12 protein-coding genes are annotated in these 23,589 nt (G+C 53.0%); 8 read left to right on the top strand and 4 right to left on the bottom strand.

Annotation, left to right across the window (positions count from 1 at the left end):
* Positions 1 to 47 precede the first annotated feature (47 nt).
* From OOT00_RS00125 to OOT00_RS00090, 8 genes are all read left to right on the top strand, one after another.
* Positions 48 to 3,383, top strand: a complete 3,336-nt coding sequence (locus OOT00_RS00125) for a 6-hydroxymethylpterin diphosphokinase MptE-like protein (protein WP_265423263.1) — start codon at positions 48 to 50, stop codon at positions 3,381 to 3,383.
* Between the two features lie 112 nt (positions 3,384 to 3,495).
* The gene (locus OOT00_RS00120; protein WP_265423262.1) at positions 3,496 to 7,338 is read left to right on the top strand and encodes a flagellin N-terminal helical domain-containing protein; all 3,843 of its coding nucleotides are present in this window, start codon (positions 3,496 to 3,498) and stop codon (positions 7,336 to 7,338) included.
* A 287-nt stretch (positions 7,339 to 7,625) separates the two neighbouring features.
* Positions 7,626 to 7,916 carry a hypothetical protein gene (locus OOT00_RS00115; RefSeq protein WP_265423261.1) on the top strand — a complete coding sequence of 97 codons (291 nt, stop codon included), beginning with the start codon at positions 7,626 to 7,628 and terminating at the stop codon, positions 7,914 to 7,916.
* A gap of 349 nt (positions 7,917 to 8,265) precedes the next feature.
* On the top strand, positions 8,266 to 12,066 hold the full coding sequence (locus tag OOT00_RS00110) for a flagellin N-terminal helical domain-containing protein (RefSeq protein ID WP_265423260.1): 3,801 nt from the start codon (positions 8,266 to 8,268) through the stop codon (positions 12,064 to 12,066).
* 216 nt (positions 12,067 to 12,282) lie between these two features.
* Entirely contained in the window at positions 12,283 to 13,989 is a 1,707-nt protein-coding gene (gene fliD / locus OOT00_RS00105) for a flagellar filament capping protein FliD (protein ID WP_265423259.1), read from the top strand.
* 36 nt (positions 13,990 to 14,025) lie between these two features.
* The gene (gene fliS / locus OOT00_RS00100) at positions 14,026 to 14,613 is read left to right on the top strand and encodes a flagellar export chaperone FliS (RefSeq protein WP_265423258.1); all 588 of its coding nucleotides are present in this window, start codon (positions 14,026 to 14,028) and stop codon (positions 14,611 to 14,613) included.
* 9 nt (positions 14,614 to 14,622) lie between these two features.
* Positions 14,623 to 15,018, top strand: a complete 396-nt coding sequence (locus OOT00_RS00095; RefSeq protein WP_265423257.1) for a hypothetical protein — start codon at positions 14,623 to 14,625, stop codon at positions 15,016 to 15,018.
* A gap of 22 nt (positions 15,019 to 15,040) precedes the next feature.
* Positions 15,041 to 15,418, top strand: coding sequence for a flagellar protein FlaG (locus OOT00_RS00090; RefSeq protein ID WP_265423256.1), 378 nt, complete (start codon positions 15,041 to 15,043; stop codon positions 15,416 to 15,418).
* A gap of 30 nt (positions 15,419 to 15,448) precedes the next feature.
* Here OOT00_RS00090 and fliW read toward each other — a convergent pair whose 3' ends face one another.
* From fliW to flgK, 4 genes are all read right to left on the bottom strand, one after another.
* The gene (gene fliW, locus OOT00_RS00085; RefSeq protein ID WP_265423255.1) at positions 15,449 to 15,898 is read right to left on the bottom strand and encodes a flagellar assembly protein FliW; all 450 of its coding nucleotides are present in this window, start codon (positions 15,896 to 15,898) and stop codon (positions 15,449 to 15,451) included.
* Between the two features lie 153 nt (positions 15,899 to 16,051).
* Positions 16,052 to 16,294, bottom strand: coding sequence for a carbon storage regulator CsrA (csrA, locus tag OOT00_RS00080; RefSeq protein ID WP_265423254.1), 243 nt, complete (start codon positions 16,292 to 16,294; stop codon positions 16,052 to 16,054).
* A 12-nt stretch (positions 16,295 to 16,306) separates the two neighbouring features.
* Positions 16,307 to 19,465, bottom strand: coding sequence for a flagellar hook-associated protein FlgL (gene flgL, locus OOT00_RS00075; protein ID WP_265423253.1), 3,159 nt, complete (start codon positions 19,463 to 19,465; stop codon positions 16,307 to 16,309).
* Positions 19,466 to 19,469: 4 nt separating this feature from the next.
* Positions 19,470 to 23,588 carry a flagellar hook-associated protein FlgK gene (flgK, locus tag OOT00_RS00070; protein ID WP_265423252.1) on the bottom strand — a complete coding sequence of 1,373 codons (4,119 nt, stop codon included), beginning with the start codon at positions 23,586 to 23,588 and terminating at the stop codon, positions 19,470 to 19,472.
* Position 23,589: the final 1 nt, after the last annotated feature.

The following is a 23,589-nucleotide window of genomic DNA, read 5'->3' as shown; positions in this document are numbered from 1 at the left end:
GTATTCTTATTTCATGAAATCACCCAACATCCAACGGGAGGTTTTCCGTGACATCCTTTTTTGCATCCAATATGGCTCTGGTGGAACAATACCACCCCCACCTGCTTCCTCATTTAAAGGGCCTTACCCCCTTTCCTGTAAGTTCTGAGCATCCGGAAAACTTTAGGTTCAAAAACATATGGATGCATGATGTCCAAAACCCGGGTAACGAATGCCACAGTCACTTTAACACCGTGACCCCACAGCAAAGCGGCGCAGTCATACTCCTTGGAATGGGTCTTGGGCACGGCGCCAGCAGGCTCGTGGAACAGAGACCCGGCATCGCTCATTTTTTTATTTTTGAGCGCCATCCGGAAGTTTTTCTTCAGGCCCTCTGCCAAAAAGATCTGTCCCTGCTTCTCAAGGATAAAAGAGTCCATATTTTTCTTACGGATCCAGAGGATATGGCAGAGGCCATAAGCCCGGCCAACCGTATTTTAAAACTGGAAAATGCCTTCATCCTTCCCCACCAGCCCTCCCTTCAGATGGATCCGGATGGGTACGAAAACCTGCGTCAGGATATTTACAAACGCCTCAACCAGCTAAATGTGAGCGGCAGCACCCTCATGCTCCATGGCAGCACCTTTTTTAAAAACCGTATGAGTATCCTGCCCCTTATTCAAAAAAACCGCCTTCTGCAGGAGCTGGCCAACGCCTTTCAGGGAGTACCGGCCATCCTCATAGCCGGTGGGCCTTCCTTAACCCAGGAGCTGGACACCTTAAAAAAGTTTCAGGGCCGTGCCGTCCTCTTTGCCGTGGATACGGTTCTGCCTGCCCTTGCCTCCAACAATATTGTCCCTGATTTTGTTACCTCTCTTGATTATCAGGAGCTCACCTATGAAAAAATAGCGCCTGCAGCCCCTTTTTTTGAGAATCGGGTTAATCTCATCTCCATGCCTTTTGTCACACGAAAAGTACCCTGTCAGTTTCCCTTTAAAGAAATATTCTGGGCCTTCAGCACAGCCAATCTGGAGCGCTGGATCAACCACCTCATGGGCGGGAGTATGGAAAACGGCGGTGCCGGAACCGTTGCCCACATGAACATGATTGCGGCCATTTCCCTGGGCTGTTCACCCATTGTGCTGCTGGGGCAGGACCTCTGCTATCCCATGGGCAAAAACACCCATGTGCAAAGTACGGTTCTTTCCTTTGATGAATCCGGCAAAATAGAGGACAGGGTGAATATTCAAACCAATAACGGTATACCCGCCTTTACAAACAGGGGTTTTTACGACTTTAAAGTATTTTTTGAACAAATGATCAAAGCCAATCCGGGCCACTATATCAATGCCACGCTGCCCGGTGCTGTCATTGAAGGCACGGAAGTCATGCCTTTACAAGATATTCTCCCTGCCTTCTGCACAAAAGAAGTCTCCGCAGAGACCATCATCAACCAGTCCAGCCAGCATGTACCCTGGAAACACGCACCAGAAGCCACTGAAAAGGCGTTGAGAGCCACCCTGAAAAGCATTCAAAAACTGGAAAAGGTTCTGAGGGTTTGCCAAAAAGAAGGAAACTCGGCACTGCAGGGTGTGGATAAATTGATACACGCAGGCAAACAATATCCATCCCTCACCACCCTCCCCTCCCCCCTGCACCGGGCCATTGAGGCAGCAGACAAAGCCCATAAACAGGCAGACCGGGAAAAAATATGGGCTCTTATGGATGATATTACCCTGGAAGGCCTGCGAACCAGCGAGCGTATGCTCATGGAAATTGACCGCCTTGCGGAAAACGGTCCTTACCTCCAGTGGCTCCGCCTCAGCCTTGAAAGACTCAACGAAATCAGCCGGGTCAGAATGAACAGCCTGTCTCTTATGAAATCCGGTGTGGAAAGTGCCATCCAGTCCATGGAAAAAAATCCCGCTTTCCATCCGGAAAAAAATCTTTCTCTTCTGGAGGCACTGCGGTTTTTCCATGAAACGGACGATCTGGCTTCGGCCCGTAAAGTGATCAGCCAACTGTCAGATGAAGAAAAAAATATGGATGAGGTACTCCTGATACGGGGAAAAATTGCTGCCACATACATGGATTATGAAAAGGCCAATGGTTTTTTTTCCAAAATCCATCCCCCCCCCCTGCAAAAAGAAGTGGATAAATTCAGAAAAAAGTGGGGGGATACCTATACGGACTTTGCCGCACTCAGAACATCAGCCAACATCAGGGTAAGCCTGCGCATGCTGCAGAAAGGGCTTGCCATGGCTCCAGATCATTACGGACTGACGCTTCTTTTACAACGCCTTTTCCGCAGGATGCTGCACAGCCTGCAGCAGAGGCTGGAGCAGGGACCAGCCCTCCTTACCCTATGGGAAGACTGGCTTTCCGATAACCCGATGATCCAAAATCTCCTGCCCCCTTCGGATTTTGCCACATTCCTGGAAATAAGGGCAGAGAAGGAAGAAAAAGACAGACAGCCGGAAAAGGCCCGTGTTCTTCTGGAACTTGCCCAGACAAAAGAAGAAACCGCCCCCCGTCACATCAAGCTCATGCACCTCTGCTTCAGCCTTGAATATTTTACTGCAGGCCTGCAGCACCTTCAGGCTGCCACAGATCTGGATGCGGAGATGGCCGTACACTGGGAAAGCATTGGTGACAGGCTGGAAGCAAACGGCGAGGATGCTAGTGCTCTGGAAGCTTACGGTAAAGGTCTGGCACTTCTGCCCCTGCATGCTCCTTTGCATTTAAAAACAGGACAGATTTTTTTACGCCACGGAGATATTGATCAGGCGAGACATCATCTTACCATCTATAAAGAGCTTCTGGAAAAGCCTGCACAAGCCCCAGAGGCGGGCATACGGAAAGAAGCGGAACAGCTCATGGCCAAAGAAAAACCAGAAGAAGCCCTCCAGCTACTCATTCCCCTGCAGCACACCCAAAATAATGATGCAGACTTCTGGAATCTCTTTGGCTGCGCCTGCCATCGCACCGGCCGCATGCAGGATGCGGAGCAATGTTTCCGAACAGCCCTGTCCCTTACACCCGACCACAGTCTTGCCCATTATCATCTCGGCCTCCTTCTTCAGGAAAACGGATACTTCCGTGAGGCAGAAGCAACCTATTCGAATGCCCTCCGTGCAGACCCTGAAATGACATCCGCCCTTACCAATCTGGGTGTGCTCGCATTCAACCGGGGGGAGTATGAAGCTGCCGCAGGTCATTTTGAAAAAGTGCTGGCCTTTCAGCCCCTTTATCCTGATGCATTTTATAATTATGCAAAGACCTTAGAAGCCATGGGAAAAAAAGAGCAGGCACTCAAAGCCTATGATCTGGTTCTGGAGCTAAACCCGGATCACAGCATGGCCCTTTCGGCCCAGGATAATCTTCGTCAGAATAAAAAAGCCTGACGAAGAAACATCAAAAAAACATTAAAGAATTTACCGTCTCCCTCCGAAAAGCCTATCAGAGCAACCAAACCGGGCGCATGGACGCGCCCCACTCAACCACAAGGAGGGAACCATGGGTCTTCGAATTAATACCAACGTGGCAGCACTCAATGCCCACAAAAATCTTGGTGCCACCGACGGAAAAATATCCACATCACTGGAACGTCTTTCCTCGGGCATGCGTATCAACCGTGCATCGGACGATGCCTCCGGCATGACCATTGCCGACTCTCTCAGGTCCCAGCACATGGGCCTTGGTCAGGCCATTCGAAATGCCAACGACGGCATCAACATCGTACAGACGGCGGATGCGGCACTGGAAGAATCCATCAACATCGTCAACACCATCAAGGAAAAATCCATTCAGGCCGCCCAGGACGGCCAGACGTCCGAATCCAGGGCCGCCATCCAGGCAGACATCGACAAACTCCTTGAAAACCTGGACACCATTGCCAAAAACACATCTTTCAACAATCAGAAGCTCCTTTCCGGTAACTTCACCAACAAGCAGTTCCAGGTAGGCGCCTACTCCGGCGAGACCGTGAACATCTCCATCGGCGCTTCCCAGTCCAGCAAAATCGGGCATACCACCACCAGCAGCCTCACCCTGAAGGACAATGCTCCCGGCACCGTGGATCTGGCCATCTACTCCAACACCCTGGACCAGACCTTCAACATGGAAGCCATTGATGTGAAGTACAACAATGACCGGGAAAACGGCATGGGTGCCGTGGCAGACTCCATCAATATGCTCAGTGACGTACTAGGAATTTCCGCCACAGCCTTTGTTTCTTCCACCACGGATCTCAGCGTGGCCGAAGGCCGTACGGACAATGATTTTTTCATCAACGGTACCCGTATTGGCGCCGTAGACGTACAGAATAACGATGCCAACGGTGCTCTCGTCAGGGCCATCAACCAGAAAACCGCCGAACATGGCGTATTTGCCTCAAAGGACACCGAAGGAAAGCTCACCCTCACCTCCACGGATGGCCGGGCCATTAAGGTGGATACGGGCGGCGAGGGTACGGAAACCGTACTCCGCGGCACAGACATGAGCACCGTGGGCCACATCCAGCTCACCCAGATGACTTCTTCGGAAATCATTATCAACAATGTGGGCGGCGGGGATGCCGTTGCCTTTGAAAATAATATCCAGATTCAGGGTAACTCCGGCACCACCACCTTGGAATCCACCCTCAAGGAAGGCTCTGTTCTGGCCCAGAACAGTGAGCTGGCCGCTGGTTTCACCACAGGTCAAACCATCACCGGAGCAAACGTTAAAAACAGCAGCATCAACACCAGTCAAGAAAGTCTTCTGACGGAAGGCTCCGTGATTGTGGCCAACTCCGTGCTGGGTGCAGGCTCCGTCATGGGTGGCCAGGTACGCATTGATGAGACCCAGGCCACCACCCAGGCCAGCACCCTTGCCAAAGATTCTGTCATCAAGGCGGATTCCGAGATTGCGGCCAACTCCACTCTGGGCGGCAGGGCCACCGTAAAAACTGAAACCGAAAGCACCAACGGAGATTCCCTCCTTATGGCAGGCTCCCGGCTGGAAGAAGGAACCATTATTGCGGCAGACTCCACCCTGGGTGGCAATGTCCAAATCACCGGCGACACAGGCTTCACAAGCAAAGAAGCCCATATCACCACAGGTTCCAAGCTCACATCGGGCTCCGTCATTGGCAAGGATACCGTACTGGGCGGTCAGGTAACCCTCGCATCCGCACCTTACAGCCAGACCACGACGGACAGCGTGATTACCGCCAACAGCAAAATAGGCTCCAGTTCCATCATCGCAGCCGACACGAAGCTGGGCGGGGATGCCACACTGGGTGCAACCACAACGGCCATCGGGGATAAGGGAGGCTTGGCAAAGCAGGGGTCCAGCCTTGCAACAGGCACCCTCATAGCCGCAGGATCCACCTTTGGTGGCAATGTGGCTATCTCAGGCGCTGTCGAAATGACAGAAGAAAGCACCATTGCCCGTGGTTCTGTACTTGCATCAGGCAGCGTGATCGGTGCCAATACGGTGCTCGGAGGAACGGCCACCGTCAGTGGCACCACAACAACCTCAGACCAGAGCTTCAATATAACAGGTACGCTGGCTTCAGCCAGCGTGCTCAGCCAGGACACCGTGCTGGCTGCAGGTCAGGCCATAGGCTCAGGAACCCTTACAGGCTTTGGTGACGCAGCCACCACAGCCCTTACCGGCGATGGCAACCTGACACTGAAACAACTCATTGAGGCACAGGGCAAAAGCATTACAGGCGATCTGACAGTTGCCGCAACCGAAACTCTCGATCTCAATGACGGCGGCATTCTCATGTTGGGCATAGGGTCAGAGATCCATGAAGGCTCCGAACTGAAAGCCGGTTCTCAGGTGGGTGGCCAAATCACCTTGGACGGTGATATGGATGACATCAATAACGATATGGTCCTGCAATCCGGATCCACGCTGGAAAATGGAAGCGAGATTGCCAGAGGTTCAACCCTTTCTGTGAACGCTTTCGTTGCTGCGGGTGAAACGCTTAATCTGGATACAGATATGACCCTCACCCAGGGCTCCAAAATTGCTGACACCAGTGTACTCAAGGAAGGATCCAGAATTGATGCAGCCATAACCCTTGGCGCCGAACTTGAGGTCAAGACCACAATGACCCTCAATGCTGGCTCCACCCTGTTCTCCAAGGCCGGCCAAAAAACAGTTCTGGAACAGGGCTCCAGAATCAATGCAGACATCACCGTTTCCGGTACGACAACCACAACGGCAGATATGACCCTGCAGGCTGGCTCCATGCTGAAAGCAGACTCCGTCCTGAACACAGACAGCCGTATTGACCAGACCCTTACCATCAAAGGAGGCACCACCACCGTTCTTGAAAAGAACATGACCCTCAAAGGTGATTCAAAGATAGCCGCCGAATCCCGCCTTGAGACAGGCTCCAATGTGGGTGCCAAGATCACCCTCAAAAACGACATGCGTCTGGATCAGGACATGACAGCCAACGCGGGCAGTATCTTCAAAGGCGACACCCGCCTTGCCGCAGGCTCTGTGATCGGTGCGGATGTCACCACCCGCAACAACATGACCCTTACCCAGGATGCGGCCGTTAAAGAAGGCTCCACCCTGATCACCAGCAATGCATTCAAAGCGGAAGCTGGCTCCACCATCGGCGGCCGGGCAGATCTGGCCACAGACCTTGCCATCACCGCCGACTTCACCCTTGCCAAGGGTTCTGTGATGGCCAACAATACGGTGCTTGCCAACGGCTCCACCATCGGCGGCACCATTACCCTGAGAAACGATGAAACCGTGTCTCAGGAAACGGATCTTCTGGTGGCAGCAGGCAGTACCCTCAAGGCCGGATCTTCCCTTGGGGTCAACACCCTGCTCACCATGGACGTGACCGACTCAACGGGGAACCTGCACACCGCAGGGACCGTACTCACCCAGGCCATCACCCTGGCTGAAGATCTCACCCTTACACAGGACATGACCCTGCAGGGTGGTTCTCAGATCAAGGCAGGTTCCACACTGGCGGCCAACAACGCCAGCTCCGATTCGGCCACGGCCCAGCTCGGTGAAACGGAAATGCTGCGGCTCTCTCAGGTGAATGTTCTCACCCAGGAAGGCGCTCAGAAGTCCATCGCTGTGGCAGACGCGGCACTGAAGGATCTGGATAAGATCCGGGCAGACCTTGGTTCCGTACAGAACCAGCTGACCTCCACCATTGCCAACGTCTCCACCACCCGGGTGAACGTAATGGCCGCCGAATCCACCATCCGTGACGTGGACTTTGCGGAAGAATCTTCCAACTTCACCAAGATGCAGGTTCTGATGCAGGCAGGCACCTTTGCCATGGCCCAGGCCAACGCCAGCTCCCAGAATGTCATGAGCCTGCTCCAGTAAGTCTTAACCCTGATTAACCCTTAACCTTAAAACCCCCCTCCTGCCGGAGGGGGGTTTTTTGCATCATAAAATCATCGGCTCATTGCCAACAGAAGGTTTCCCATATAATTTATTCCGCCATGGGTTTTTGTGTAGGCCCCCCGTGGTTGCCCACAACAGGGCAGGCTTCGTTATAGCCCACCCTTCAATCTGGCATTGATATTGCTTTATTTTTTTACAGAAAAACAAAACACAGGGAGAAACCCTGTCACAGAGCAATTTTTCCATGAGCCAGAAGGAGGCATACCATGAGCATCCCGATATCCAGCAGCCAGATCCCCCCTCCCGTACACAACACCAGAAATACCGCACCGGCAAAATCTGCCGCTGAAGCTCCTGTTCAGGAAAACCATGTCCTTCAGGATAAAACCAGCCTTTCCCGAAGCAGCATGGCTGCACCGGCTGCCATGCTGCCAGTACGTCTTGGGGAAGAAGATGCCAATATGGCAAAAATTGCAGGATTTTCCAAAGCAGAAGGCCTTGCCTCCGCTCACAAACCCATTAGCTATGAAAGGGTAATGCAGCTTCTGGAAGGCTGAATACCCGACACCAGCACCCCTTCCGCAACCGGAACGGATCAAAGCCCCGAACCGCCAAGGGCGGCAGGGGCTTTTTTATGGCTACCGGGAGTTTCGCATCTTTTTTTGCCTGCCAAAACCGGAATATTTTGCCCACCTTCTGCCAGAGCTACCAGCCATACCTTTCCCCCGAACAGAAAAAACGCAAAAGACACCTATATAAATACATGAAATTCAACAATAAAAAGACAAGAAAAACAATGGCATCTTTCTTGCTAGTCACATCAGCAGGAATACACGCCAGGCCAGAGTGGTACCCGTACCCTCGGGCAACAGGACCGAAGATTTATCCGCCAAAGGGGGAAAAACCATGGGCTTTCGCATCAACACCAATATCTCATCACTGAGTGCACACAGACACCTTACCCGGACCGACGGCCACCTTTCCACCTCCCTTGAACGGCTGTCTTCGGGCATGCGCATCAACAGAGCCGCCGATGATGCCTCCGGCATGACCATAGCCGACTCCCTGAGATCCCAGCACCTGAGCCTGGGGCAGGCCATCCGGAATGCCAGTGACGGCATCAATATAGTACAGACAGCCGATGCGGCTCTGGAAGAATCCATCAGCATTGTCAATACCATCAAGGAAAAATCCATTCAGGCCGCCCAGGACGGTCAGACCACGGAATCCCGTGCCGCCATCCAGTCCGACATTGACAGGCTGCTGGAAAATCTGGATGCCATTGCCAAAAACACCTCTTTTAACAACCAGAAACTCCTCTCCGGAGCCTTTACCAATAAAAAATTTCAGGTAGGTGCCTACTCAGGAGAAACGGTCAATATTTCCGTTCCCGCTTCCCAGTCCAATAAAATCGGCCACACAACCGTCAGCCGCATGACCCTGAAGGATGATCAGCCCGGCACCGTGGATCTGGCCATTTACTCCAACATTACGGATCAGACCTTTGATCTGGAAACCGTGGAGGTACAATACAACAACAGCCGGGAAAACAGCATGGGGGCCGTGGCCGATTCCATGAACCGCTTAAGCGATGTCTTAGGCATTTCCGCAACGGCCTTTGTATCCTCCACAACGGAACTCAGTCTGGCGGCCGGAACCACGGATCATGACTTTGCCATCAATGGTGTCACCATCGGTGCTGTCGATGTGAAGACCAATGACAGCGACTACGCCCTGGTGAAATCCATCAATCAAAAGAGTTCCCAGCACGGGGTGGTGGCATCCATCAATACCAGCGGGCAGCTCACCCTTACCTCCAATGATGGCCGTGCCATTGGCGTTACCGCCGGAGAACAGACCGAAGCTGTTTTCCGGGGCACGAACATGAGCACTGTGGGATATATTCAGCTTACCCAGATGAGCGCATCGGAAATCATAGTACACAATGTGGGTGGCGGTGACGCGGTTTCCTTTGAAAGACCCATCGAAATTGAGGGAAATTCGGATCGGACAAGCATGGAAGCCCTGCTGAAGGAAGGCTCCGTTCTGGCTGTGAACAGTGAGCTGGGTGCGGGATTCACTACGGGGCAGGAAATCACCCATACCCTGATCAAAGATAACATCCACACAAGCAAAGAATCCCACTTCAAGGCAGGCTCCGTTCTGGCAGCCAATTCTTTTCTTGCGGCAGGGTCTGAACTGGGTGCCCGTACCCGCATTGCCAAGACAGAACCCACCACATCTCCCAGCCGCCTTGCCATAAACTCCATTCTGGCCACAGGCAGTATTATAGCCGCAAACTCCACGCTGGGTGGACGGGCCGTTCTGGCCGAAGATTCCCAGCGGACCAACGGAGACTCCTACCTCACACAGGGGTCACGGCTGGAATCAGGCAGCATCATCGCCCCGGATTCCACCCTGGGAGGCCCCGTAACCCTTGATGCCAATACGGGCTATACCAGCAAAGAAACCGTCATTACAGCAGGATCGGAACTGGCATCGGGATCTGTGATCGGAAAAAACACCCTGCTGGGAGGAACCATCACCCTGCAGGATCCTACTCCTCCTCCCTACAGTAAAACCATAGTGGACAGCACCATAGCCAAGGGGAGCAAACTGGGTCAGGGATCGATTATTGCCGCCGGAAGCAAACTGGGAGGGGACTGCACGGTAAATGCGGCCACCCAGGCCACATCGGGCGAAGACAGCCTCCTCAAAATGGGTTCCACCATTGTGGCGGGCTCCACCATTGCCAAAGATTCGGTCTTTGGTGCCAACATTCAGATCACGGGGATGCAGGCCACCGTACAGGAAAGCACCCTGGCACCAGGCTCCATTATCGTTGCAGGCAGCGTTATCGGTGCCAACAGCACCCTCGGTGCGGATATCACCCTGTCTCCGGCTGTGGTCACCACGGATATCAGCACGAATATCACAGGAACTCTCAACGCAGGCAGCCTTCTTTCCTGGGATACGGTTCCTGCCAAGGGTCAGGCCATGCCCATTGCGCCCCCCGTAACGGGCAACGGGACAGCCACCCTGCGACAGCTGGTGGAAGCCGAAGGGGGAACCCCCACGGGCTCCACTGCGGCCCTTACGGGGGCAGCAACTCTGAATGACGGAGGCATCCTCGTTCTCGGAATCGGTTCAACCATTGATGATGGTTCCACACTGGGCATGGGTTCCAGCATTGGTGCTGCCATAACAGCCAGTATCACCTCCGCCCCCCTTACCAATTCCATGGTACTGGAAGCAGGATCCCAACTTGCGAATGAAAGCACCGTAGCCCGGGGATCCGTTCTTTCCGTAGGCGTGGAGACCCACGCCAATGCCCTCCTTGTAACGGACATGGAACTCACCCAAGGGTCCCGCCTGGCTGCCAACAGTATCCTGAAGGAAGGTTCCACCCTCCATGCGGATATCACCCTCGCCAACACCGCAGATATCAGCCAGACCATGACCCTGAAGGCAGGCTCCACCCTTTCCTCCACGGCCGGTCAGAAAACCGTACTCACAGCCGGTTCCAGGGTAGATACGGATATTATCGTATCCGGGTCTGCCACCATAGATAACAACATGAGCCTTCAGGCAGGCTCCATGGTAACCGCAGGCTCCCGCCTCCAGACAGACAGCAGGCTGGATGTGGAAATCACGACCGCAGGTGTCAGCATCCTTGAAAAAGAAATGGTTCTGAAAGGAGACTCCCTCATCGCTCAGGGGTCCCGCATGGAAACGGGCAGTCGTATAGGTGCGGAGATTAAACTGGAGTTTGCCATGCGGCTGGATCAGGACATGGTGGCACAAACAGGTTCTGAATTTGAAAACGATACCCGGCTTACCGCAGGCTCTGTTATTGGCGCCAAGGTTCATATCCTTGACAATATCATTCTCGAACAGGATGCCACCATTAAGGAGGGATCCACCCTTCTTACGGGAAGTGCTTTCAAGGCTGCCGCAGGCTCCACCATTGGCGGGAATGCGGTGCTCACCCGAAACCTTGCCATTGAAGATGACTTCGTCCTTGCCGAAGGTTCGGTCATGGCCAGCCGAAGCCTCCTTTCCAGCGGGTCCACCATCGGCGGCACCATTACCCTGAAACATGACGAGGTGGTTGCAAGGGATGCGGATCTTTTTGTCCGGGCTGGCAGCATACTGACCGCAGGCAGCACCATAGCCGAAAATACGGTGCTCACGGCGGACATGACGGATGCGGCAGGCAATTTTTACAGGGCCGGAACCATCCTGACCCAGGAGATCATCCTGGGAGAAGACACGGAAATTCCCAATAACATGACCCTGCAGAGCGGCTCCATACTCAAAGCCGGGTCCGAGCTGGCCCCCAACAACGCCATCTCCGGAACGGCCGAGGCCGAAATAGGAGATACGGAAATGGTACGGCTTTCCCAAATCAATGTACTCAATCAGGAAAACGCCCAAAAGGCCATTGCCGTTGCCGATGCGGCCCTGAAGGACCTGGACAGAATCCGGGCAGACCTCGGTTCCGTGCAGAATCAGCTGGCCTCCACCATAGCCAATATCTCCACCACCAGAGTGAATGTGAATGCTGCCGAATCCACCATCCGGGATGTGGACTTTGCCGATGAATCCGCCAACTTCACCAAAATGCAGGTGCTCATGCAGGCAGGTACCTTTGCCATGGCCCAGGCCAATGCCAGCTCCCAGAATGTCATGAGTCTGTTGCAGTAATCTCTCCGGGCAGGAGGGGTTGCATCGTGCAGCCCGAAGAGGCGGCCTTCCCCCCATGGAAGACCGCTTTTTCATTCCGGAGTACCGGTATGGAATGGATATTTTTTTGCAAATACCTTAAGGTTTTCAAAGAAACAGACCGATAGATAAATCAGAAAGTCAACAGCTGCCCTGAACCGGAAGTGGGGGCATGCTTCCCCGCATAAGGAGGACACCATGGCACTGGGAACCATCAGCACCGTCGGACTGGGATCCGGCCTCGAACTGCAGCAGATGCTGGAAGATCTGCGCTCCATCGATGAAACCCCCATCAACAGGCAAAAAGATCAGAAGCTTCTTCTGAAAAGCCAGGCGCGTACTCTGGATACCCTCAATGCCAGCCTCATGGGTATACGGGCTTCCGCCCGTACCCTGTCCCTGGAATCCTCCTTCCTGAACCGCAAAGTCACGTCAGGCAAAGACGATGTGGCAACGGCCACCGCATCCAGCGGCATTGCCGAAGGCAGTCATACCCTTGATGTGCATTCTCTGGCCAAAAAAAGCACATGGCAAAGCAGTGGGGGCTTTTCCGATCCATCGGCCACCTTCTATGACCATCCCAAAACCGGGCTCCTTTCCGGAGACAGCATAGCGCTGGAAGAAGCAACCACCGTTCATCTCACCTTCGGAAGCCGGGAAGAAAAAATAAGCGTGGAGATTCCCGCCGGGGCCACCCTGAATGAAGTAGCAGAGGCCATCAACAATGCTCCCGGCAATCTGGATGAAAACGGCAAGCCCCTTATGAGGGCATCCCTGGCCACAGCCCCTTCCGGAGACAGCTATCTCTACATTCAGCCCGCCGATCCGGATGAAACCGTTCATCAAAACATCATCATTGAGGGAACGGAAGAAGGACCGGATCTCAGTTTTCTCAAATCAGACATCACCTTTTCTTTCAAAATGGGCGATGAAAACGAGCCCCTTTATGTGCGCATACCTCCGGGAAGCAGCTATCAGGGCATGGTGAATGCTATCAATGAACAGGCGGAAAAACATGGGATGGATGCGTCCATTATCAATGACGGAAGCTCCAAAGATCCCTATCGATTCACCCTGACCGCAAGAGAAACCGGGGAAGCCAACCGTATTTTTTTAAGCCCCAACTTTGCCGGCATCATGGATGAAGTGCAGGGTGGGGATGAAGAATCTCTGAATGCGAAATTCACGGTTAACGGCATCCACTACCAGCGCAACAGCGACAAAGGTCTGGAGGATGTGATTGCAGGCCTTACCCTAAATCTGGAAAGTGAAGGAAAAACAACCATATCCATACGGCCGGATCACGATGAGGTAAAAGATGACATTGTCAAGATGATGGAAGATCTTGTAAAGTTCTCCGAAGATCTTGCCCGCCACATGGTGCGTGAACCGGAAAATGAAGATGAAGGACTGCTCTACAATGTCTCATCCGTAAAAAATGTACAGAGCCAGCTGAGAAATCTTGTCTCCCAGCCCATGGGAAAGGGCAGTGTCACCACACTGGCCGATCTGGGACTTACCATGGACAGCTCCGGTCGCATGCATTTTGATGAAAAGAAACTGGATGAAGTCATGGCATCGGATCCCGAGGGCGTCAGGTCCTTTTTCATAGGAGACAAAGAAAAGAGTCAGCAGGGCTTCGGTGATATGTTCAATGAGCGCCTCACTCAGATGACATCCGACACCGGCCCCCTTTCCCTGGAAAAAAACACCATGGAACAGCGGGCGGAAAGAATGGAAAAAAGTATAGAGAGTGCCACCGCAAGACTGGACCGTAAATATGAGATTATGACCCATGAGTTCATAAGGCTGGACAAGGCTATCAGCTCCCTCAACAGTCAGGCCGATTTCATGAAGAGCATGTTCGATTCCTTTACCAACGCCCAGAACAATAATAGAAAATAAATGCAGCCAACCCTGAGCTATGTCAGGAGGGAGTTTATGAGCGCAGCAACCGCATACAAAACCTACCAGAGCAACCATTTTGAAGGCATGGATCCCAGACGTCTCATTCTCATGCTGTACGATGGAGCCCTGCGTTTCCTGAAAGGGGCAAGGGAAGGAGCCCTTGAAAACAACCCTCAGAAACGGGGTGAAAATCTGGGCCGGGCCATTGCCATCATCAGCGAGCTTCAGAATTCTCTGAATCCCGCCATGAACGACGATGCCACGGAGTTCCTCCGGGGGCTGTACACCAGCATTCTGGCCGAACTACCCACCGCCTCCATCACCAATAGCGTGAAACCCATTGAACAGACAGAACGATACATCGCCCAGTTACGTAAAATATGGGCGGAAGAAGTGATGGCCCTTCCGGCCACAGAAACCGATGCCGTGAAAACAACACTGAACCCACATGCAACGGCAAAGCCGGAAATACCCCCGAAAGAAAGGGCTACCAGCCCATCCTCTGTTCCGCAGCCCTCACCCGGATACCCTCCGGCACAACCGGCGGCGGCAGCCACAGGGCAGGGCTATGGCGGCAAAGGACAGGCCATACGGAATTACGGACGAAATTTTACCGCATAGGAGGAGGGTATGGATTTTTTACCCGAAAACCTGCTGAATTTATTCAACAGATACACAGAGATGCAGGAACAGCACCTTGAAGAGCTAACAAAGCCGGAAACGGACATGGAATCCATGAACTTTGAACGCTCCAGAAACTTTGCCGCCCTGGAGCAGGAGTTGCGTCATCTTCTGCGACAGATGCAGAATGCAGCCTTTAGCGACGAAGTAAAAGAAGAAATGGCAACGGCCTGCAAGCAAAGAATCGGCAGCCTGCTGGAAACGGATACGCTTATCACAGAAAAAATACAGAAACGAAAAGAAGACGTCTCCCGGCAACTCCGGGAAATGAAAAAAGGACAGCATGCCATGGCCGGATACGGTTCAGGCTTCAAAGCAAAAACTCTGGTCCGGCTTTCGGGCTAGGCAGCCAAAAAAGGGGGATCCCATGGACATATCCGCAAGCCAGGGAATCAGGCCGACCGGCGAGATGCAAAAGATCCGCAATGTTTCTGAAGCCCAGATCATTCAGGACAACAAGCCCAAAAGCAGCCATGAAAATACCCACCACAAGGCAGACCCGAACAGGGAAAAACCCACTGCCAAAGAAGATGTGGAAAAGGCCACCCGGGATCTGAACCGGTATATGGATGAACTGAAAACCAGCCTTGGTTTTTCCATCAATGAAAAAACCAAGGAGCTGATGGTCAACATCATCAACAGGGAAACCAAGGAAGTCATCAAACAGATTCCACCGGAAGAGCTGGTCACCATACGGGAAAAAATGGCCGAACTTGCCGGAATCCTTCTGAGTGAAAGGGTCTGATCCAGTCATGGAATAACAGACCCTTCCCCCTCATACAACAGGATGTTCAAAGGAATAGTGGGTGTCATACATCACCACCTGCACAGCCTGTCTTTTCTTTGCATTCACAAGAAGGGGGCTGACCAGATTCGCCACCAGGCGAAGAGCGGCTTCTTTTGCCGGATTTTCGGCCTCTTCCGCATACATGCGGACCACAACGTATAAAAGCAGATCCCCATCGGGTTCTTCTGTCCATCCCATTTCTTCCCGGACCGGAACCAGATCCACACTGTAATCCGGTTTGAAAAGGCAGGGATCCATCAGCATAAGGGCAATGTCCGGAACATCCACGCATTGCAGCCAGCAGAAAGGCCTGGAGTCTTCCTTATCCAGAATCACAAATCGTTCTTCTCCGGGAAAACCCGCCAGACCATAGGGCAGATGAAGTATTTTATCATCTGCCACCTCAATCACACCGAATTTTGCTGTTTCAATCTGCATTGTTTCCTCCAGGCTTATGTGTTGGTACAGCTTCCCGCCCTCACCCCGGCACACAGGCTACTATAATCCACAGGATAAAACGGACCCGCTTTATATGTGCCGGACCCTTTCCCGGAGGGAGAGGGCGTACATCAGTGAGAAATCCCGTCCCAGTTATACCTGCTTCCGCTCTCTCCAGAGCTGCAGCGCCGCATCCATGGATCGTGATCTGGCATCTTCCATAGCCGCCAGATTGGTCTCCCTCACCCTTTCGAAAACCTCTTCCCTGTGAACCACAATATTCTTTGGGGCTTCTATGCCCAGCTTGACAACGCCTTTACCCATATCCAGAACCTGAATCCGGATATCGTTGCCTATTCGGATCTGCTCACCGCATTTTCGTGTGAGAATCAGCATGGCAGCCCTTTCTTACATGTAATCCATGATGCTCATTTTCATGATTTTGGATGTGGAACTCATGGCCGCCTGATAGCCCAGCTCACGGGCCTGCAGATTCATGATGGCCTCTATCATATCCGCATCTTCCAGGTGAGACCGGTGGTCTTTGATGCTGAGCCGCATATCCTTATGAATACTCTGCTGAATCTCCAGACGGTTAAAGCGGATACCCGTATCCGCATGCAGGGAGTTCACATGCTGAAAGGATGTTTCCAACCGTTGCATACCCTGCTCCATCCCCTCCACATCATTGGACTCAAGGTCAGCCATCAGGTCGGTCATGGCACGAAAAAGGCTCCATTCCACATCCCGGTTGCTCTGCATGGGCGTAAAGGAAATATCTTTTTCGGAAAAACCGATAATCCCGGCCATGCTCGTACCCGTACCGCCACTGTCTGCGGAACGATTCCGGCCGCTTTCAAAAAGAAGATCCAGTGAATGCAGACGATCCGCCTCCTCACGGATGACGAATTTTCCCGTTTGTTCATCGTAAGTGACATCATAACGGATACCGTATCCCTTGTCACGGGATTCCTTTTCCATTGCCTTTTCAATAGCTTTTGCCAGATCCTGCATGTCCGTGTATTCACCTTCCGGCACCACAGCCGTCAGCTCGCAGAACTCCTGATGCTCCCCTTTTCCCACGACCTCTCTGAAGTCCAGACGATTATTATTCTGATCCAGCACAACCCGGACCACCTTGTCATCACTCATGGGAAATCCGGCCACCGTATCCGCAGCAGGATCAAAGCCCAGGGTCTGCCCCACACTTCTGTGGGCGTTGGGTCCGCTGTTCCACAGAAAACGGACCTCACTCACCTCCTGAGTACCGCCCCGGATGGAAAAAGTATTACTGATTTCGTCATAGCCCACGGCATACGGCAACCCGGAAGGGGAAGCCTCCCGCAGCCCTGCCTCCATATCCGCCGCCAGCTCATGGGGGTCCGTATATTCTTTTGTCGGTAGTATAATGGAAAGCACCTTGCCCGGGTTGCCACTTTCATCCACTTCCTGGAAATCCAAATGCCGGTTTTCCTTGGTGATACGAAAAAGAACCGCATCCTCATCCGCCGTGTACGTGATGGGAGTTGTATCCGGAAAAGGTATTTCAACATCGTGAGAGTCATAACCCAGCATGGCACCCATGCTTCGGTGGCTGTCCCCGCCACTTTCCCAAAGAAAACCAATGGCAAAGGGATCAGCGGGTGGCGGCACCATGGAAGAAGCATCCACTTCCATGGAAAAACGCCTGTCTCCCATTCCCGTAATGGGATCATAACCATAGCTGAGATCATAGATCACGCCGTTACCCAGCATCTCGGAGGTATCGGTCATGGCTTGGCTGACAGCATCCTCAAAATCGGCCACGCTGGTGTAGGCTCCCGCAGGAATAACGGCCGTGAGGGTTCTGGTTTCCATTTCCCCATCGGCATTGACAAAGGATTCCGTAAAATTAATGCGGTTATTTTCCGGTGTCACATCAAACAGCACGGCAGCATCCCCCACGGGAGACTCTATAACCATATCATTGACATGAAAACCAAGGCTTTCTCCCGCACTGCTCACCCGCGAGGAACTTCCCGTTTCCCAAAGAAGTTCCAGGCTATGCAGGGTACTGCCCTCCTCACGGATCATGAAACGGCTGGTGGCCGGATCATAGCTGACAGCATATTCAATGCCAGGACGGGGAGGAACTTCTAGCTGACCCGCATCATGGGAAGCCTCTTCCATGGCCCTTTTGATCTCTGCGGTCAGCTCTTCCATGCTTTCATAGTTTTTAGGGCTTATACTGGCTGTAAGGTCAACGGAGCTGCCATCCGGATGGATTTCCCTGAAATCAATATTCTGATTGGTTCCGCCAATTTCGATGGCTGTGATATAGGGTGGCGTTGTACTGCTCACCGGAGGCAGAAGACTGGTATTGCTGCCGTAAAAGCCCATATCCCTGCCAATGGAGGTCATACCGGTAAAAGGCACCAGATTCAGCTCAATGCTGTCTCCGGCCTGAATGCCTTCCATATCCACCGTTATTTCCAGATCCGTGCGGCCATTGTCGCTGAGGTCCAAAAGAATTTTCCCGTTCACCGGGCTCACCTTACCGGGAAGAACATAGCCCGGATTGTTTTCAATGGTAAAACTGTCCTTCCCGTCCCACACAAGCCGCATGGGCTCATTCTCCTGGGTGGCAAGGGTGAGATGTTCCGGATTTCTCAGGTTCACAGTAAGGCTTTCCGGCGGAATGGAACCGGTTACAGCGGCATTCTCCACACGGGGATTACCGCCCGTATTCCAGAGGATTTCCGTACGCACAGAACTGTCCGTACCCGCCCCCTTTTCCCGGATGACATAACGGCTGGTTTCCTTATCATAGTGCACGGTATAACTCAGCCCGTACCCATCTTCTGCGGAGGCCGCATTCATCTGCTTCTCCACTTCCATGGCCAGTTCCTCTTTCGTATAGGAACCATGGGGAATTTCAACGGTCATGGTTTTCCGATAGGCGGGTCCCAGACCCCTGTCTTCCTGAAAAACAAGACTGTGGTTGGTTTCATTCACCTTCAGATAATCCATATAAAAAATGGTTGACCCATCCCTGCCCACTTCCATGGATTTCTGATCTCCCGTACGGATACGAAAGGCCTCATCATCGCCCTCATAGCTGACACGAGGGGGATTCTCCCGGTCATGGTAGATAAAAGGAGGCTTATCCGTACGAGATCCCCCGAAAATATAGCTTCCGTTCACCTGGGTATTACCCAGATCCACAATCTGCCGCAGCATTCCGTCTATGCGGGCAATGGCATCATTTCTCTCCTGAGGTCCGGCAGCGGAACTGACCAGCTGACTGATCTCCAGATTGACATCAATGACCAGCTCCTTCATGCTGTCCATGGCCGAATCCGAAGCATCCAGCCACGTTTTGCCCATATCCATATTCTTATCCAGCTGGTCAAGACCGGCAATGGAAGAATTCAGGCGCATGACCTGAGCCAGCCCCATGGGATCATCATGAATATGATTAATCCGCTTGCCCGTTGTCACCACCTCATTGGCCTTGTAATAGGCACTGCTCTGGCTACCGAGACGGTGGGTGGAGGTATCAAAAAGAATTTTATTGGGTACACGCATGGAATCACCTCATATTGACGAGGGTGCTGAGCATTTCATCGGAAACGGTGATCAATTTGGCCGCTGCTGTATAAGCCTGCTGATACTTGATAAGGTTCACCATTTCCTCATCCAGTGACACGGCGGAAAGGGAATCCCTCTGCTGGCCGAGATTGTAGAGCATGGTACCGTAAAACTCCATGGAGCGAAGCTCTGTCTGATAGCGGGTTCCCATATTGCCTACTATTTTCTGATAATAGCCTTCCAGACTGGCATCGGTCTGGGTGGCAAAGGCTTTGCCGCTGCGGGAAAAACTCCACTCTTCAAACTGAATACTCTTTCCCTGAAGATCGGCCATGGCAATGGCTGTGCTGCCGTCGCCGGGGCGAATCTTCCCCGTTGCCGGATCTATGGTGCCTGCACTGATCAGCCCCGTTTCCTTCACCACATCATTCACCTTCATACTGGCAGCATCCGTACCCGTATAAAAGGTGTTCACACCCAGAGCCGCAGCCAGGCCGCTGTCATGGGCTGTTTCACCGGAAAAGGCAAAGCCGTAATGATCGGGTTTTCTTTTCAGGATATCCAGCTCCACATAACCGGAACCCGTAACGGGCTGATCAAAATTGAGCTGAATATCCGCAAGACCGTTACCGTTGAGGTCTATGCCGAAGCCGGAATCATCACCATCTTCGGGCACAAGCCTTGCCACGCCACGGGTATAATCATTGCGGATGGACCACTTGCCGTCTTCATCCCTTTCCAGTCCGAAATCAAGGGCTTCTTCCTGAAGGGCCGTTGCATCCAGTATGGTTATACGGGTGTTCACATCACAAAAACCATTCACACCGGAGCAGCCTAGATCTGAGATGGCAAAGGTGGGCGTTTTCGTGGTAAATTCAAGACTGCCGTCATGCAGTACCCTGGCCGTCACGCCCTCACCCTGTCGATTGAACTGGGCAGCAAAGCTGTCTGTGGTCCAGTGCCAGTCCGATCCTTTGAGCAGGGTGCCATTACCATTGGCATCCGTTTCGATGACAAAAATATCATCTTTAAAAAGAATTCCGGAATCAAAACCTAAACGCATGCCATCCACTTCTACGTAGATCGGTGGTTTTGTGCGTTCATCCACCTCCACCACCACCTCGCCATGGCCGTAACGACTTTCCCACTGAAGGGTAACCGTTTCTTCTCCGAGGGCACCACCGGGGGGTTTTACGGTAAAAATATAGCTGTCATTGATGCTCCCGGCCCGACCCTTCAGCGACATATTCAGAGGAGCTGCCCTTCCTGCATCATCCGTGTTGATGGAGAAGGTATTGCCCGCCACAAGTGTTCCGGGGGCAAGATTAAAGGAAAGATCCGTACCACTCAGCCCATAGGGACCGGAATCCTGAATGGGAATCAGCCCCGAACGGCCCGTGAACTCACCATTACTGTCATATTCCCGCCACTCCATGGCGGCACCCGTACCGAAAACAGCAGACTCCGCATGGGGATTGGCATTGTCAAGAACCAACTGAAAAGGCCCTTCCAGTCCGAAACCACTGCCCGTTACCACACTAAGTTTAGCAGCCGGGTTACCGGCAACCTCAAAGTCTGAAATGCGGATATTTTCCCCATCATTGCGCAGAATGGAAACCGAGCTGCCCGATCCTGCAATGCGGTACAAAGAGGCATCCAGCCCGGCACCCAACAGGGCTGTTTCCAGATCTCCGGCAAGCGTGCGGTCATCCGATGCCGTGACAGGGAAGGTCACGGTCACACCATCCACCTGAAAAGAAACCACATCCCCAACATTAAAATCCGTAAAGCCCCCGTCCCCGCCCAAGGTGAGGATGGCATTGGCCGCAGGCACAGAGCTGTCCGCCGTGACATTGAACAGGCTGCCTCTGGCCGGATCCGCGCTGCTGCGGATTTCCATACCCGGTGCGGCAAAAACGGTGAAAGTGGCGGTTTTCATAGCTGAATCAGGTCCGCCACCGCCAAGTGCTTCTGAATCCACACCCAGAGTTACGGTACCCGCAGCCTGCTCATCGGGAGCCACCGTCACTCCGGAAACGGTATTCCCAACCAGGGCAACACTGCCTGCGTCCGTATTATCCACAAGGGTTCCGGAAGCTCCTGTCACCGTAAAGCCACCGGTTCCCGCACTGGCTTCATCATCCAGGCGGGTATTCAGGCCGCTAATATCCATCACCGCGCCGCCGCTTCCCCAGAGGTTTACGGCATTGCCATTCCGCTCCCATGAAATCCCACGGCTCTGCAAAGCCGTCTTTTCCCGCATCAGGGCCGCTTCCAGATTTTTTGCCGTCGCTTCCTGATCACTTTCATCTATATGAAAACGGATTTCTACCCCTCCAAGGGTAAAGGAAGCCAGACCGGATCCACCTCCATCTTCCACAAAAGTATCCAGTGACATGCTGGTATTATCCACTACCCGGAAATCGGCAATACCCAGATTATCACCCTTCGCGCTCTTCAGAACCGCCACAGTAGCACCGGAGGAAGGGTCGAACTCCAGATTCAGATCCTCGGACTGATCCACAACAGCCCTCAGGGCAGCATCAAAATTGGAGCGTGTGGTCGCATCATCCTCCCCAACCCGGAATACCACCTCTTCCCGGATATCGCCCGCTATCAGAGTAAACATGACCTCATCATGTTCCTGCATATGTGCACTGCCCATAATGGAATCAATATCCAGTTCCAGCTGATTGGAAAGACTGTAGGACTGCAGACCGTCCACCCCGTTCAGGGCCGCCGCAATGGCGGCGGATGAAGGTTCGATCATCCCTTCTCCGTGGCCGATCTCAAGGGTCTGCACATTCCCGCTGCCATCGGTGATGGTCAGAGTCTGTCGTCGAATGGCCTGGGCCAGGGCCGTTTCCGGATCACCGGCCGTCTGTACCGTACCCAGATTCTGCCCGTCAGCCAGCCAGAGGGATTCTCCCGTGGTACCGCTGCGCACCACCTCAAAATCATAACGACTGTCCGCAGCTCCCGTACCGGACCAGTTCTGTGTGGCAGCCGTGGAAACACCCATATCCACAACGGTCTGGGTATAGGAAGAGGGAATGGTACCCTTGTTTTCCACCCACATACCAAAATCCTTTGAATAATCGATACGCTCTCCGTAAGGAAGGGTGGCCAGCCAGTTGCTTTCCCTGGGCTGATAAGTCCCTTTCAGAGGTTCGGTCATGTAGTAGGAACCGGCCCCCATGCTATGGCTTTTGTTCACATTCCAGATGGTTTCTCTGGCCAGGGCGTCCATTTCTCTCCGGTAACGGGGAATCTCCACATCCCGCATTTCCAGCCAGCCCCCGAGTTTTCCTCCCTGTATGCGCTCCGTGATGTCCACCCTTCCACCGTCCGAGGCAACCCACTTCACCTGACCGGATTCGTACTTCAGATCATAGGATGAATTACCGGAAACCAGAGGGAAACCTCCTGCGGTGGTAATGGTTACCGCACCCTTTTCATCCTCAAAGCTTTTGATATCAATAATTTCCGAAAGCTCTTTGATTTTTTCATTGCGGAGATCTCTGTTGTCATTGGAAGTTCTCTGACTTTCCTGCCCCATGATGGACTGGTTCAGACGGGCAATCTCAACGGTCAGCTGATTGACCCTGTGTACACCGCTCTGAATATCCGTATGCAGATCCTGCTCCATCTGCCAGAGATCCCTTTCCATAATATTGAAGCGCTCACTGAGTTTCACCCCGTTTTCATACACATTCATGCGCTCCGCAGCGCCATCGGGATTATTGGCAAGGGTGTTCCAGGAGTCCCAAAAATCCGGAAGAAGCTTACTGATGCTGGTCCCGGAACTTTCGCTGAACATCCCGGCCAGAACTTTCATATAGCTCATGAAGGCTTCCGATGCGGAATAAGCCGACTTCTGGGTTGTGATGCGGTCCTCCAGCAACTGATCCGCAGACTGCCGGACCTGCTGACTTTCAACGCCAGTACCCAAAAGAAAACCGGACTGGTTAATGGGCGAACTGGCTGCCTGAGGTACGGACTGACGGGAAAAGGAGGGATTGTTCACATTGGCAATATTGTGACCCGTCACATTCAGCCCCAGCTGCTGGGCGGCAAGGCCCTGCCTTGCAATATTCATGGTGCTGTTAATTCCGGCCATG

The sequence above is a fragment of the Desulfobotulus pelophilus genome (assembly GCF_026155325.1).
In the GTDB taxonomy this organism is placed as follows: Bacteria; Desulfobacterota; Desulfobacteria; order Desulfobacterales; family ASO4-4; genus Desulfobotulus; species Desulfobotulus pelophilus.
This window is presented reverse-complemented; position numbering and strand designations above follow the sequence as displayed.